Genomic DNA, 14232 nt, shown 5'->3' with positions numbered 1-14232 from the left:
CCGCCGGGACCGCGCCGGCGCGGGCCGCCATCGTCGGCCTCGGCCAGCAGGCGCGGTTTCATCTGGTCGAGCACGGAGCGCAGCGCGCGCGGCTGGTGCCGCAGCCATTCGAAATTGCCCTCGGTGCGGTAGCGCGCCTCCAGCAGCTCGCGCAGCTGGTCCAGGTCCTGCGTCTGCATTTCGTTGAGATAGGCCACAAAGCCGCGCTGCAGGCTGATGCTGGTCACCCAGGCCATGGTGCCGATGCACAGGATGACGATGGCGATCACCGCCAGCGCGATCTTGCGCGCGATCGTCAGCCGCATGGCCGGCTCCTGTGCTGGTCCTTCATTGCTCGCCTCCGGCGCGTCTTGGTCCTGCGCCATGATACCTGCCAATTGTGCAGGGAATGTGAATTGCGCACGCCTGCCGCATGGGTGCGACATGGCGCAAGCCGTCTCCATTTTTCCTGCACATTTGGCCGTCAATCTGGCTGCCGTAGTCCACCCATTCCATCGACGGAGACCATCATGCACCAACGCGCCCTTCGCCTGCCCTTGTTATTGCTGCCGGCCGCCCTGCTGGCCGCCTGCGGCGGCGGCAGCACCGACACCGCCGCCACCGACGCCACGCCGCGCGCGCTGCAGGCCGGCGCCACGCCGCGCCCGGCCGACAGCGGCACCGGCACCGGCACCAGCGCCGACACCGGCACCGGCGCCGCGCCCACCATCACCGCCGCCGTGCTGGTGCAGTCGCCGCCACCCGTGGTGCTGTCGCCCGTGCCCAACGCGGACGGCGCCTCGCTCACCTTCAGCAGCGCCGGCACGGTCGATACGGGCAATCCCTTCTTCAAGCCCTTCGGCAACGGCCGCAGCTGCGCCAGCTGCCACCAGCCTGGCAACGGCTGGACCATCACCCCGGCCGGGCTGACGGCACGCTTTAACAGCAGCGCCGGCCTCGATCCCGTGTTCCGCCCGGTCGATGGCGCCGTCGCCCCCACCGCGCCCGTGGCCACGCTGGACCAGAAGCGCCTGGCCTACAGCATGCTGCTGACCAAGGGCCTGATCCGGGTCGGCCTGCCGATGCCGGCCAACGCCGAATTCACGCTACTCAAGGCGGACGATCCGTACCACTACGCCAGCGCCAGCGAACTGTCGCTGTTCCGCCGTCCCCTGCCCAGCACCAACCTGCCCTTCAACAGCACCGTGATGTGGGACGGGCGCGAAACGCTGGCCGACGCCACCTCCACCATCTGCATCAAGGATGTGCGCCCGGCCCGCTGCTTCGCCCCGCTCGACACCGACCTGCGGCATCAGGCCAACAGCGCCGTGCGCGGCCACGCCGAGGCGGCACAGGACCTGACGGCCGACGAGCAGCGCGTCATCGCCGCCTTCGAACAGACCCTGTTTACGGCCCAGTCCAGCGCCACGGCGGCCGGCAGCCTGACCGACGCGGGCGCGCTGGGCGGGCCGCAGCGGCTGTCGCAGCAGGGCTACTACTTCGGCATCAACGATCCGCAGTCGGGCGACTACCGTACCGGCGCGCCGTTCAACCGCAACGTGATGAACCTGTTCGCGGCCTGGCGCAACCTGGCACCGCCCGCCCCGCCACCGCCACCGCCCGGACGCGGCCAGCCGGCACCCGTGCCGCCCGCCGCCAGCACCCAGAACCAGGCCCGCGCCGCCATCGCGCGCGGCGAGCAGATCTTCAACAACAAGCCGTTCAACGTGGTCGGCGTGGCCGGCTTCAACAACGAACTGCGCCTGCCGCTGCAGCGGGCCACCTGCGCCACCTGCCACAACGCGCCCAACGTGGGCAGCCACTCCGTGGCCCGCATGTTCAATACCGGCACCGCCACGGCCAACCTGCGCACGCCGGACCTGCCGCTCTACACGCTGCGCAACAACGCCACCGGCGAGGTGATCGAAACGAGCGATCCGGGCAGCGCCATGGAGAGCGGCAAGTGGAGCGACATCGGCCGCTTCAAGACGCCCGGCCTGCGCGGCCTCGCTGCACGCGCGCCCTACTTCCACAACGGCTCGCAGCGCCGCATCGAGGATGTGGTGCGCTTCTACGACACGCGCTTCCGCATCGGCTTCTCGCCGCAGGAGGCGGCCGACCTGGCCGCCTTCCTCAAGGCGCTGTGACGCGGCAGGCCAGGCCGCATGGCCTGGCGAGCCAAAAATGAAGCTGATTGAACGGCGCGGCAAAATCCGTCGCGGGCATCGCACAAGAATAGCGAAAGGGCGCACTAACTTCTTGTGTGTATGACAAATCTTTAGGCATAATCGTTGAGACCTCAACCATCTTGCCGGAGTTTGCATGCACCAGACGGATTTGCCCGCCACCGCCGACGCCGCGTCCGTGACGCGCGCCTGATGCCGGAGCGCCCGTGAATCCCATCGTCTACGCGATCCCGGTATTCATGCTGACGATCGTGCTGGAGGCGTGGCTGGCGCACCGGCGCGGCCTGGCCGCCTACGACGTGGCGGACGCACTCACCAGCCTGCACCTGGGCATGGTGAGCCAGGTCATCGGCCTGTTCACGAAGGTCATCATGCTGGGCCTGTACACGACGCTGTACCAGCGCTGGCACGCGGCCGCCCTGTCGCCGGCCAGCGTGTGGGTATGGCTGGCGGCGCTGCTGGCCTACGACTTCTGCTACTACTGGGCGCACCGCCTGGGCCATGAAGTGAGCGTGCTGTGGGCCGCCCACGTGGTACACCACTCGTCCGAGTACTACAACCTGTCCACCGCGCTGCGCCAGACTTCCAGCGGCTGGGTGCTGGGCTGGCTGTTCTACCTGCCGCTGGCCGTGGCCGGCGTGCCGCCGCTGGTGATGGCTGGCGTAGCCATGATCGACCTGCTGTACCAGTACTGGGTGCATACGGAACTGGTGGGCCGCCTGGGCTGGCTGGACCGGGTACTGGTGACGCCGTCCAACCACCGCGTGCACCACGGCCAGAACGACTACTGTATCGACAAGAACTACGGCGGCATCCTGATCCTGTGGGACCGTCTGTTCGGCACCTTCGAGGACGAGCGCGCGGACGAGACCATCGTCTATGGCGTGCGCACGCCGCTGCGCAGCCTGGACCCGCTGTGGGGTAATCTGCACTACTACGCCGACCTGCTGCGCGCCACGGCCACCGTCCGCGGCTGGCGCGCCCGGGCCGCCGTCTGGCTGGACAAGCCGGGCGCCTGGACTGGCCAGCCGCTGGCCCATTTCGATCCATCCCGTTTCGCCCGCTACGATGCCGGCACGCCGCCCGCCATCGCCGCCTACGCCATGCTGCAATTTGCCGTGCTCGTGCCGTGCGTGTCGCACCTGATCGCCATCGGTCCGGCGCTGGCGCCGGCCGCCCTGCTGCTGTATGGCGCCGTGATCGTGGCGGCCACGGTGGCGCTGGGCGCGCTGCTGCAGGGCCGGCGCGGCGCGCGGCGTTGGGAACAGCTGCGGGTACTGGCTTGCGGCGCGGCGTTCGCCCTGCTGCCATCCTGGTTCGGCTTCGATGCGCCGCCGGCGTTGCGCGCGGTCATGCTGGCGGTGCAGGCCGGCAGCGCCTTGTGGCTGAACCGCACCATGGCTGAATCACAACGTGGCGCTAGCTGATGGGCGGGCCGGCATGGGCTGGAAGACAGCCGCCGGCCGCGCCGCCATCCATCGGCAACGCTGCGCCGTGGCGTTGCGGGTCAGTCTGTCATTCCCGCCGCGGCGGCCGGCCTGGCCGCCATGGCGACAACGGTAATCTCGCCGCGCTCGCGCGGTTTCGGGCGGCGCCTCCCTCCCCGGGGTCGCCGCCCATTTTTTTCGCCCATTCCTGGACACGAATCAGAAAAAGGGGTACGTCCCCATTTTTTTATTTGTAGATGCCGACGCCGATTATGTATTCGCCCACTTTTTCTACGTAGGTGTTCTTTTCTTCCATGTTCTTGCTGATCGAGTTGGGCCACATGTATTTGACCCAGCCCTTGCCGGCCGGGCCGTTGGTGAGCTTGAGGAATTCCTTGACCGGGTAGACGCCGCCGGCGTTCAGCTCCATCATGGGCTTGTTGACCATCTTGGGGTTCTGGCCATGCGCCAGCATCATGCCGCCGGTGTCGATCATGAACACGTACAGGTCGCCACTGACGAACTCGCCCTTGGGATCGTTGAAGGCGGCGACCGCCTTGTCCTTGCCGTTCTTTTGCAGGTAGGCGCTGGCTTTCTTGACCATGGCCACCGCTTCGTCGGCCGTGCCCCGGTGGGCCGCTTCCTGGGCCTGGACGAGGCCGGCCACCGTCAGCGCCAGCAGCGCCGTCATCAGGTATTTGTACAGCTGTCGCATGATGCAGTCTCCTTGTGGTAAACAGGCGCCGGCCACGGGACCGGCATGAGCACGGCTGTATCCGCCGCTCCCTGAAACGATAGCACATGCCACGAGGAAATTTTCAATTACAACAAGAAAATTTTGCCTGGACTTGATCCGGCCGCCGCCACGTCCGCAACGGTGGCGGGCCACCCTTATTCGGCCGTGATTTTCTTGGGCGGCGGGGGCGGGGTGAAGGCGATCAGCTCGGCGGCCGGCGCGCTGTCGAGCGCCTCGGACTGCTCGAGCCAGCGCATCAGGCTGGCCATGCGCCGTATCGTGATGCCCTTGCCGTTGATGTAGCCGACCTGCTCGAAATGCTCGGGCTTGCCGATCAGCTTGGAGACCGTGGGCAGGTTGTCGACCAGCCGCTCGTAGGCCTTGCGCGCCTTCTGCTCCCACTTGGCCAGGGCGGGGTCGTTGAAGCGGTTGCTCTCGTAGTAGATGGTGAGGGTGCGGTCGTGGTTGCCAAAGCCGACCACGGCGGCGCCCTTGCGGATGGTCTGCAGCACCTCGTCCTTGACGGCGGCGGTGGGCACGAACAGGGCCGCCCGGCCTTCGGCGTCGGGCCGCTCCAGCGGCAAATCCTGTCCCATCGTTATGCTCATCGGACGTCCCTTTGATGTCGTGCGCCTACCGTTGCGCCTGGCGTGCAGCTAGTTTCCTAGCGGCTATATTTCTCTGAATTCTACAACGCAGCTTCGCCATGTACAAGAAGAAAGCACCGGGGCCATCGCCCGTATAATGCTCACCATTCCCGTTTGTATAGCTCCGCCACCACATGACATCAGCCGCCCCCGCCTCCCTGCCCGCCACGCCGCCGTTCGGCGCCCTCACCGCCGCCACGGTGGACACGGCCGAGCGCAACGTGCGCGACCTGCTGGCCATGGCCATCGGCTACGCGCCCGGCCACGGCGCCCTGATCGTCTACGACACCCGCTGCGACCTCAATCGCGCACTGACGGAAGCCTACCGGCGCGCCATCCCCGGCGCCAGCTTCGTCGATTTCGACAGCGTCACGCCGCAGCAGGTGCTGGCCGCCTTCGCCCGCATGGCCGCCGGCGACCTGGTGGTGCTGATCCAGTCCACCAGCTTCCGGCTCGAGGCGTTCCGCATCCGCATCGAACTGTTCAAGCGCGGCCTGAAGGTGATCGAGCACGTGCACCTGGCGCGCATGCCGGGCCAGCAGGGCAGCCACTACATCGACGCGCTGGCCTACGACCCGGCCTACTACCGCGGCGTCGGCCACGCCCTCAAGGCCCGCATCGACAGCGCCGGCGGCGGCGTAGTCGACAGCGGCGGCGAGCGCCTGGTGTTCGGCTCCCCGTTCGAGCCGGCCAAGCTCAATATCGGCGACTACAGCGCCATGAACAACGTGGGCGGCCAGTTCCCGCTCGGTGAAGTGTTCACCGAGGCGCTGGACCTGGAAGCGGTCAACGGCAAGGTGCGCATCTTCGTGTTCGGCGATACGCACTTTCTCGTCAACCGCCCCGCACACCCGATCACCCTCATCGTCGAGCGGGGCCGGGTGACGGGCGTGGAGCACAGCACGCCCGCCTTCGACAACATGCTGGCCATCATCCGCGCCCACGAGGGCGAAGTGTGGCTGCGCGAACTGGGCTTCGGCATGAACCGCGCCTTCTCGCGCGAGCAGATGGTGGACGACATCGGCACCTACGAGCGCATGTGCGGCATCCACCTGTCGCTGGGGGCCAAGCACGGGGTCTATCCCAAGCCGCAGTTCCGGCGCAAGGATGCGCGCTACCACGTGGACGTGTTCGCGGTGACGGAAGCGGTCTACCTGGACGACGAACTGGTGTACCGGGACGGCGCATGGCAGGTGTAGGACAGCTGGCGCAACCAGTCCATGGCCGGCGCTGGCCAAGGTGGCGGCCGCGCCAGGCCGTTGCCGATTGCGATGGCGCCGGTGCCCCCGTACAATGGCCGATCACGCCGCACTGCGCCAACTACGCGAACCATCGGAGCCGCCATGCTGACAGACGCCCAGAAACTGCAATACCAACGGGACGGCTACCTCGTCCTGCCCGCCTTCAAGAGCGCCGACGAGATCGCCGCGCTGCGGGCCCGGGCCGAACAGATTGTCAATGCATTCGATCCAGCGGCGGCGACCGGCATCTTCAGCACGCGCGAACAGGAAAAGAGCACGGACGACTACTTCCTCGGCTCGGACAACACCATCCGCTGCTTCTTCGAGGAGGAAGCGTTCGGCCCGGACGGCCAGCTGAAACAGGCCAAGGCGCTGTCGATCAACAAGATCGGCCACGCCATGCACGACCTCGACCCCGTGTTCCGCGCCTTCTCGGCCGATCCGCGGCTGGCCGCCGTGGCGCGCGCGCTGGGGCTGGAACAGGCCCAGCTCTGGCAGTCGATGTACATCTTCAAGCAGCCCGGCATCGGCGGCGAAGTGCGCTGGCACCAGGACGCCACCTATTTCGACACCGATCCCGTCACCGTCACCACCTTCTGGTTCGCGCTGGAAGACGCCACGCTGGACAACGGCTGCCTGTGGGCCGAACCGGGCGGCCACCGCGGCCCCATGCGCGAGCGCTTCCTGCGCCACGGCGACACCGTGCGGATGGAAAAACTCGACAGCACGCCATGGCCGGACGACAGCACGGCCGTGCCGCTGGCCTGCCAGGCCGGCAGCCTCGTATGCTTCCACGGCCTGCTGCCCCACTACAGCGCGCCCAACCGCTCGCCCGTGTCGCGCCACGCCTACACGCTGCATGTGACGGACGGGCGCAGCGCCTATTCGCCCCACAACTGGATCCAGCGCGACGCGGCCTTGCCGGTGCGCGGCTTCCTGTAACGGCGGCCATGGCGATGCTGAGCCTCGCCCCGCACCGGGGCAGCGACCACCTGGCGCCGGCCCGCTAGCGCTCACGCGGCCGCCGGCTCCCACACGGGCGCCTCCAGCGGCACGGTGATCGTCACGCAGGTGCCCTGGCCCGGCGCCGACTGCATGTCGATGCGCCCGTGCAGCACGCCGCTGACGATGTTGTAGACGATGTTCATGCCCAGCCCCGAACCGCCCTGTCCCAGCCGCGTGGTGAAGAAGGGGTCGAACACCTGGTGCAGCGTGCGCTCCGACATGCCCTTGCCGTTGTCGGCAAAGCGCAGCACGGCCTCGTGTTCGCCGTGGCGCCGGGCGCTGATGGTGACGGTGCCGCCGGCGCCGTCGAACCCGTGCAGCAGCGCGTTGTTGAGCAGGTTGCTCAGCACCTGGCCCACGCTGCCCGGATAGGACAGGAACGCCAGGTCCGGCGCCACATCCACCGCGACTTCGCAGCCGGCCTGGCGCAGCTGCACGGCGAAGGTGGCCAGCGTGTCGCGCACCACCTCCTCCAGCAGGAAGCGGCGGCGCTGGCCGCTGGACTGGTCCACGGCCACCTGCTTGAACGATGTGATCAGGTCGGCCGCCCGCGCCAGCGAGGCGGCGATGATGGCGCAAGCCTTGCGGGCGTCGGCCAGGTGGGCCGCCAGGGCCGAGCGCTTGACGCCGCCCTCGCTGCCCAGGCGCTGCTCGAAGTCGCCCACCATGTCGCCCAGCGCGGTGGCCGTCAGCAGGCTGTTGCCGATGGGCGTGTTGAGTTCATGGGCCACGCCCGCCACCAGCGCCCCCAGCGACGCCATCTTTTCCGACGTGATCAGGTTGGCCTGGGCCAGCTTCAGGCTGGCCAGCGCGGCCGACAGGTCGGCGTGCGCCGCGTCGGCGTTGTCCTTCTGCTGCGCCAGTTCGGCCAGGCTGCGCTCCAGCCCCTGCTTGGCCGTCAGCAGGGCCGCCACCAGCGCGCTGATGATCAGGCCCGTCACGGCCGTCAGCAGCACGGGCGTGGGCACGCCGCTGTAGCGCGGGCCGGCATGGCCGTCCACCTGCAGCAGCCAGCGCCGCTCGCCCACCACCAGGCTGGCGCTGAAACGCATGCCCGGCAAGGCCGCCAGGCGCGCCGCGCCGATCCGCCCGGCGCTGTCGAACAGCCGGTTTTCCGCCGCCGGCACGCTGGCGGCGCCGTCCTTCAGGTAGCCCGTGTCGTGGATGCGCACATACAGGTCGCGCAGCAGGGCCGGCTCGATCACTTCGCGCATCAGCGTATTGACCTTGAACACGATGGCCACAAAGCCCACCAGCGCGGCGCGCCGCTGTTCGACCGTGGCCTGCGGAGCGCCGTTGCGGTAGATGGGGGCGCGCGCCACGAAGCCGGGCTCGCCGCTGGCGTCCTGCACCAGCGTGACGCGCTCGGTGGCGACGATGGCGCCGCTGTCGCGCCCCAGTTCCAGCGCCCGCAGGTGGGGCGCCAGCGCCGACAGGTCCAGGCCGAAGGCGTTCTCGTTGCCCGCCAGCGGTTCCGTGTATTCGATCACGTAATGGCGCTCGCGCAGGGCGGCCGGATGGATGCGGAACTGGGGATAGCCCAGGGGCGCCACGCTGGTGTCGCGCCGCACCGTATCGGCAAAGGCGGCCAGCTGCGCGCCCGGCACCACGCGCACGAACTGGATGGCCTGGAAGCCGGGATAGCGGCGCGCCAGGTCGAGCGCGCCGACAAAGCGGTGGAACTGGGCCCGGCCGATGCCGTCGTCGAGCGCATACATGGCCCGCATGCTGAGCAGCATGTCGAAATAGGTGTGCAGCCGCACTTCGGTGGCATGGGCGATCTTGTCGGCGTCGCGCCGGAAGATGTCGCGCCGCTGGCGCTCCTGCTCGCCGGCGACGAACAGGCAGAGCCAGGCTGTCAGGCACAGTCCGACGATGAACGCGATGTATCCCTGTCTGCGCATGGCCTGCCCCGTCTGCGTGCTGCCCTTGCCGTTCCTGCCGCCTTGCTGCCGTTGCTGCCGTTGCTGCCGTTGCTGCCGTTGCTGCCTTTGCTGCCTTTGCTGCCTTTGCCACCCCTGCCGCCGCTGTCGCGCCGCCACCGTGGCAGCGGATGTTATGGCGCCGCCACCGGTTCCGGCGCCGCCAACCCCGTTTCGACGACGGCCGCATCGGCATAGCGGGCCGCGATATCGAGGAATTCCTCCTCCACCATCAGCAGCGCGTCCACCAGGTCGGGGTCGAACTGTTCGCCGCTGCCCTGGCGTATCAGTTCCAGCGCCGTCTCGTGGGTGAAGGCCGGCTTGTAGACGCGGCGCGAAATGAGCGCGTCGTACACGGCCGCCACGGCCACCAGCCGCGCCGACAGGGGGATGGCGTCGCCGGCCAGGCCTTGCGGATAGCCCGAGCCATCGTACTTTTCCTGGTGCGAATAGGCGATCTCACGCGCGTAGCGCAGGAAGGTGGTGCTGCGGCCCAGGTGGCGCTCCACTTCGGCGATGGCGTCGCGGCCGTAGACGGTGTGGCGCTGCATGACGGCGAATTCCTCTTCCGTCAGCCGCCCCGGCTTGAGCAGGATGGCGTCCGGGATGCCGACCTTGCCGATGTCGTGCAGGGGCGCGGCCTGGAACAGCAGGGCGATGTTGGCGTCGCTCAGTTCGCGCCCATAGTGCGGCAGCGGCTGCAGCTGGCGCGCCAGCGCGGCCACGTAATGCTGCACCCGGCGGATGTGGTTGACCGTCTTGCGGTCGCGCGACTCGGCCAGCGCGGCCAGGGCCCAGATCACCGCTTCCACCATCTGGCCCTGTTCGGCCGTGCGCTCCTGCACCAGGTGTTCGACCAGGCCGGCCTGGTGGCGCAGCAGTTCGCGCGAGCGGCGCAGTTTGACGTGGGTGGCCACCCGCGCCAGCAGCGCCTCGGGCAGCAGCGGGCGCACGATGACGTCGGCCGCCCCGCCCTGCCAGGCGCGCTGCTCGGCCTGCGGCTGGCCGCCGTCGAGCAGCATGAGCACGGGGATGGCGGCCGTGTCGGGACAGGCACGCAGCTGTTCCAGCACGCGGTAGCCGTCGATGGCGGGCAGGGTCGCGTCCAGCAGCACCAGGTCCGGGCGCGGCAACTGGCGCGCGCCGGCCAGCGCGGCCGGGCCGTCGCCCGCTTCGCGCAACGTGTACTGGTCGTGTAACAACGCCGCCATCCGCGCGCGCGGCTGCGGCGCGCCGTCGGCAATGAGTACGATGGCCCTGTGGTGGACGTCCATGCCTGGCTGCTCCCTGCTGAGAATTTGTTTCCAACTATCATGATACCCGAGCCCCCACCGCGCGCCGCAATTTTTGCGCCCCGCGCTTGCAAATAAATAGTGCGCTACCTATACTGGTCGCATGACTGCCACGCCCGCCCCCATCTCCCCCCTGCAGCAAGTGCCCAAGCTGGACGCCCAGCTGTGCTTCGCCCTGTATTCCACCTCGCTGGCCATGAGCAAGCTGTATCGCAAGCTGCTGCGCAAGCTGGGGCTGACCTATTCCCAGTACCTGGTGATGATGGTGCTGTGGGAGCGCGACGGGCTGACCGTGACGGAAGTGGGCGAGCGCCTGTTCCTCGATTCGGCCACGCTCACGCCGCTGCTCAAGCGCATGGAACAGGCCGACCTGCTGACGCGCGCCCGCGCCGCCAGCGACGAGCGCCAGGTGATCATCTCGCTGACGCCGGCCGGCGACGCCCTGCGCCACGTGGCGGCCACGCTGCCGCCCGAGATCATCGGCGCCACCCGTTGCAGCCTGGACCAGGTGGTGAGCTTGAAGAACGAGTTGAACGCGCTGCGCGCCAGCCTGCTGCAGGCCGTCTAGCCGAGCGCCAAAGCCGCGCTCGTCGTAAAATAGTTGCAACACGACTTGTTGCAGGCATCCATGACCACTCCCGCTCCCATCTTCACCGCCCCCGAATGCGTCCCGCAGGCGCTGCGCCAGCAAGGCTATGCGCTGCTGCGTCCCCAGGACGTGGCCGCCCTGGCCGGCTGCACCCTGGCCCAGCTGGCCGCGCTGGAACCGAGCTGGGACGACCTGGCCCTGGATAACTACCTGAAGGACGGCGGGCGCTACCGGCGCCGGCGCCACTCGTGCTTTGTCCAGGACGGCACTGAATTACGCCAGACGGCGCACCGCCCCCACTGGCAGCCGCTCGAATACAACGCCCTGCACGGCGGCATGCAGCGCCTGTTCGAGCCGGTGCTGGCGGCCACGGTGGCGCAGCCGGCCTGGCAGGGGCTGGTGCGCGGCATCGGCCAGCTGTGCACGGCCGCGCGCGGCGCCCACCCGTGGTATATCGAAGCGCACCAGTTCCGCATCGACACCACGGACGGCATCGGCCGCCCCACGCCGGAAGGGGCGCACCGCGACGGCGTCGATTTCGTGGCCGTGCTGCTGGTGGGCCGGCACGAGATCAAGGGCGGCGAGACGCGCATCTTCGAGGCCGAAGGGCCCGACGGCAAGCGCTTCACCTTGACCGAACCGTGGTCGCTGCTGCTGCTCGACGACGCGGCCGTGATCCACGAATCGACCCCGATCCAGCCTGTCGGCCCGCACGGCCACCGCGACACGCTGGTGCTGACCTACCGGGCCGGCGCGTTCCAGGGCTTGCCCGCGTAGCGCGGCGCACACGGCGGTGGCAAAATTGCACTGCGGGGCCGTTAAATCCGATATAGTCACACCAGCCCCGTGCAACACGGCACGGGCGCCACGGCCGGCCCGTCCACGCCGCGCCGGCCGCCCGCAACACGCGCGAACCCGCTTCCAGGAGACTGCCTGTGGACTCCAGTTATGAAATCCAGCCCGACGAAACCGAGATCCTGATCGTCGAGGACAGCCCGACCCAGGCCGAGCGGTTGCGGCGCCTGATCCAGTCCATGCGCTACCGCGCGCGGGTGGCCGGCAACGGCCGGCTGGCGCTGGAGGCGATACGGCAGGCCAAGCCGCACCTGGTGCTGTCCGATATCGTGATGCCGGAAATGGACGGCTACTCGCTGTGCCGCGCCATCAAGACGGACGACGCGCTGCGCGACATTCCCGTCATCCTCGTCACTTCGCTGACGGACCCCAAGGACATCATCCGCGGCATCGAATGCGGCGCCGACAACTTCATCCGCAAGCCCTATGCGGACGACTACCTGCTCAACCGCATCGGCCACATGCTAATGAACCAGAAGCTGCGCCGCGGCCAGAACATGGAGATCGGCATCGCGCTCTACCTGGGCGACCAGAAGCACTTCATCAACGCCGAGCGCCAGCAGATCCTCGACCTGCTCATATCCACCTACGAGCAGGCGGTGCAGGTCAACAGCGAGCTGCAGGCGCGCGAACGGCAGGTGATCGAACTGAACATGCGGCTGGCCCACCACGCGGGCGAGCTGGAAACCATCAACCGCGAAATCGCCCTGAAAAACCTGGAGCTGGCCGAAGCGAGCCGCATGAAGTCGGCCTTCATCGCCAACATGTCGCACGAACTGCGCACGCCGCTCAACGCCATCATCGGCTTCACGGGGGCGCTGCTGATGAAGCTGCCCGGGCCCCTGACGGCGGAACAGGACAAGCAACTCAACACGATACGGGGCAGCGCGCGCCACCTGCTCTCGCTGATCAACGACATCCTGGACGTGGCCAAGATCGAGGCCGGCAAGGTATCGCTCACGGTGGAGCCGGTGCGCTGCCAGCAACTGGTGGCCGAAGTGATCGACAGCGTGCGTCCGCTGGCGCTGCAAAAGGGCCTGGCGCTGGAAGTGACGCTGGCCGAGCAGCCGCTGACGATCGACACGGACCGCCGGGCCCTGACCCAGATCCTGCTCAACCTGCTCAACAACGCCATCAAGTTCACGGAACAAGGCACGGTGCGCGTGAGCCTTGCCCAGTGCGACGGCGAAGCGGGCCCGCGCACGGAATTCACCGTGGCCGACAGCGGCGCCGGCATCCGCGCGGAAGACCAGGCCAAGCTGTTCCAGGCCTTCTCGCAGCTCGACTCCACCTCGACCCGTCACGCCGAAGGGGCGGGGCTGGGCCTGTACCTGTGCCAGAACCTGGCCAACCTGATCGGCGGTTCGCTGTTCTTCAGCAGCGATTTCGGCAACGGTAGCACATTTACACTGGCGCTCAAGTCCCGCCATTGACGGGGCGACGGCGGCAGGCCGCAGCGGAGGGAATGATGGCGGCATGCATACTGATAGTGGAAGATAACCCGGCCAATATGGACTTGATGGTCTACCTGCTGGGCGCCTACGGCTACCGCACCCTGTCGGCCTGCGACGGCGAACAGGGCGTGGCGCTGGCGCGCAGCGAGCGGCCCGACCTGGTGCTGTGCGACCTGCAGCTGCCCAAGCTGGACGGGCATGGCGTGCTGCGCCAGCTCAAGGCCGACCCGGCCACCCGCGCCATCCCCGTGCTGGCGGCCAGCGCCCAGCCGGCCGAGGATGGCGGCGCGGCCCTGCTGGCGGCCGGCTTCGACGGCTGGCTGGCCAAGACGTTCGAACCGGAGGAACTGATGCCGGCGCTGGAAGCTTGGCTGCCGGCGCCGCTGCGGCCAGGCCAGCCACCGCCGGCCGACGACGGCGCTGCGCCCGCTGCCGGCCCAGACACCGCTCCCGATCGTGACGCCCGGGACGATGCCGGCGCCGGCCCCGGCGCGCGCGTGCTGCTGCTCGATGCTGCCCCCACCAGCCGCGGCCTGCTGGCCACCATCCTGGCACAGTTGGGCTATACGCTGACGGTGGCCGCCAGTGCCGGCCAGGCCGAGGCTTGCGCCGGCCAGCCCTTTGACCTGGTGCTGTGCGACTGCGACAGCGACGACGTGGCCTCGCTGCAGGACTTTCCCGTGGCGGCCCTGCGGCGCTACGCCCGGTTGCCGCTGATCGTGCTGCGCCCCGCCATGGACGTCGGCGTGGCGTGGGTGCCGTGCGGACGGCTGTACCCGGCCCGCCTGCTGGCCCATCCCATCGAGCCGCGTCAACTCGCCGACGAGATCGCCACCTGCCTGGCGGCCGTGCGTCCGCCGGCGTGACCGGCAGCCCGTTGCCCGGCCGGTGTGGACATT

The 14232-nt window shown here is 68.7% G+C and carries 12 protein-coding genes and 1 pseudogene; 8 read left to right on the top strand and 5 right to left on the bottom strand.

Going from position 1 to position 14232, the window contains the following annotated elements:
- A pseudogene (locus AC3WOS_RS25390) lies at positions 1 to 365 on the bottom strand (hypothetical protein); the annotation flags it as partial.
- Between the two features lie 144 nt (positions 366 to 509).
- Between AC3WOS_RS25390 and AC3WOS_RS25385 the strand changes: the two are divergent.
- Positions 510 to 2126, top strand: coding sequence for a cytochrome C (locus AC3WOS_RS25385; RefSeq protein ID WP_492719699.1), 1617 nt, complete (start codon positions 510 to 512; stop codon positions 2124 to 2126).
- A 245-nt stretch (positions 2127 to 2371) separates the two neighbouring features.
- Entirely contained in the window at positions 2372 to 3592 is a 1221-nt protein-coding gene (locus AC3WOS_RS25380; protein WP_492719698.1) for a sterol desaturase family protein, read from the top strand.
- 247 nt (positions 3593 to 3839) lie between these two features.
- Here the strand turns inward: AC3WOS_RS25380 and AC3WOS_RS25375 are convergent, their stop codons facing one another.
- Complete coding sequence (locus AC3WOS_RS25375) at positions 3840 to 4307, bottom strand: cache domain-containing protein (RefSeq protein ID WP_492719696.1); 468 nt, start codon at positions 4305 to 4307, stop codon at positions 3840 to 3842.
- A gap of 176 nt (positions 4308 to 4483) precedes the next feature.
- Entirely contained in the window at positions 4484 to 4936 is a 453-nt protein-coding gene (locus AC3WOS_RS25370) for a hypothetical protein (RefSeq protein WP_492719695.1), read from the bottom strand.
- Positions 4937 to 5109: 173 nt separating this feature from the next.
- On the opposite strand from AC3WOS_RS25370, the gene AC3WOS_RS25365 reads away from it, so the two are divergent.
- Both AC3WOS_RS25365 and AC3WOS_RS25360 read left to right on the top strand, forming a co-directional pair.
- Positions 5110 to 6174: a M29 family metallopeptidase gene (locus AC3WOS_RS25365; RefSeq protein ID WP_492719694.1), complete on the top strand. Its 1065-nt coding sequence runs from the start codon at positions 5110 to 5112 to the stop codon at positions 6172 to 6174.
- Positions 6175 to 6318: 144 nt separating this feature from the next.
- The gene (locus tag AC3WOS_RS25360; RefSeq protein ID WP_492719693.1) at positions 6319 to 7158 is read left to right on the top strand and encodes a phytanoyl-CoA dioxygenase family protein; all 840 of its coding nucleotides are present in this window, start codon (positions 6319 to 6321) and stop codon (positions 7156 to 7158) included.
- A gap of 71 nt (positions 7159 to 7229) precedes the next feature.
- On the opposite strand, the gene AC3WOS_RS25355 is transcribed toward AC3WOS_RS25360, so the two are convergent.
- Together AC3WOS_RS25355 and AC3WOS_RS25350 are read right to left on the bottom strand one after the other, a co-directional pair.
- Positions 7230 to 9125: a CHASE domain-containing protein gene (locus AC3WOS_RS25355; protein WP_492719691.1), complete on the bottom strand. Its 1896-nt coding sequence runs from the start codon at positions 9123 to 9125 to the stop codon at positions 7230 to 7232.
- Between the two features lie 152 nt (positions 9126 to 9277).
- Positions 9278 to 10417, bottom strand: a complete 1140-nt coding sequence (locus tag AC3WOS_RS25350) for an HD-GYP domain-containing protein (protein WP_492719689.1) — start codon at positions 10415 to 10417, stop codon at positions 9278 to 9280.
- A gap of 121 nt (positions 10418 to 10538) precedes the next feature.
- Here AC3WOS_RS25350 and AC3WOS_RS25345 point away from each other — a divergent pair, with 121 nt between their 5' ends.
- From AC3WOS_RS25345 to AC3WOS_RS25330, 4 genes are all read left to right on the top strand, one after another.
- On the top strand, positions 10539 to 11003 hold the full coding sequence (locus AC3WOS_RS25345; RefSeq protein WP_492719688.1) for a MarR family winged helix-turn-helix transcriptional regulator: 465 nt from the start codon (positions 10539 to 10541) through the stop codon (positions 11001 to 11003).
- A 60-nt stretch (positions 11004 to 11063) separates the two neighbouring features.
- Complete coding sequence (locus AC3WOS_RS25340) at positions 11064 to 11801, top strand: 2OG-Fe dioxygenase family protein (RefSeq protein ID WP_492719687.1); 738 nt, start codon at positions 11064 to 11066, stop codon at positions 11799 to 11801.
- 158 nt (positions 11802 to 11959) lie between these two features.
- The gene (locus tag AC3WOS_RS25335) at positions 11960 to 13312 is read left to right on the top strand and encodes a hybrid sensor histidine kinase/response regulator (protein WP_492719686.1); all 1353 of its coding nucleotides are present in this window, start codon (positions 11960 to 11962) and stop codon (positions 13310 to 13312) included.
- A 56-nt stretch (positions 13313 to 13368) separates the two neighbouring features.
- Entirely contained in the window at positions 13369 to 14199 is an 831-nt protein-coding gene (locus AC3WOS_RS25330) for a response regulator (protein ID WP_492719685.1), read from the top strand.
- The last annotated feature ends 33 nt before the right edge of the window (positions 14200 to 14232 follow it).

It is taken from the genome of Rugamonas sp. FW305-51, assembly GCF_058786935.1.
This window is presented reverse-complemented; position numbering and strand designations above follow the sequence as displayed.

Bases quoted from the DNA above. Each gene is read 5' to 3' on its own strand.
- AC3WOS_RS25385 (WP_492719699.1), top strand. From the start codon at position 510: ATGCACCAACGCGCCCTTCGCCTGCCCTTGTTATTGCTGCCGGCCGCC.
- AC3WOS_RS25375 (WP_492719696.1), bottom strand. From the start codon at position 4,307: ATGCGACAGCTGTACAAATACCTGATGACGGCGCTGCTGGCGCTGACG.
- AC3WOS_RS25370 (WP_492719695.1), bottom strand. From the start codon at position 4,936: ATGAGCATAACGATGGGACAGGATTTGCCGCTGGAGCGGCCCGACGCC.
- AC3WOS_RS25365 (WP_492719694.1), top strand. From the start codon at position 5,110: ATGACATCAGCCGCCCCCGCCTCCCTGCCCGCCACGCCGCCGTTCGGC.
- AC3WOS_RS25360 (WP_492719693.1), top strand. From the start codon at position 6,319: ATGCTGACAGACGCCCAGAAACTGCAATACCAACGGGACGGCTACCTC.
- AC3WOS_RS25355 (WP_492719691.1), bottom strand. From the start codon at position 9,125: ATGCGCAGACAGGGATACATCGCGTTCATCGTCGGACTGTGCCTGACA.
- AC3WOS_RS25350 (WP_492719689.1), bottom strand. From the start codon at position 10,417: ATGGACGTCCACCACAGGGCCATCGTACTCATTGCCGACGGCGCGCCG.
- AC3WOS_RS25345 (WP_492719688.1), top strand. From the start codon at position 10,539: ATGACTGCCACGCCCGCCCCCATCTCCCCCCTGCAGCAAGTGCCCAAG.
- AC3WOS_RS25340 (WP_492719687.1), top strand. From the start codon at position 11,064: ATGACCACTCCCGCTCCCATCTTCACCGCCCCCGAATGCGTCCCGCAG.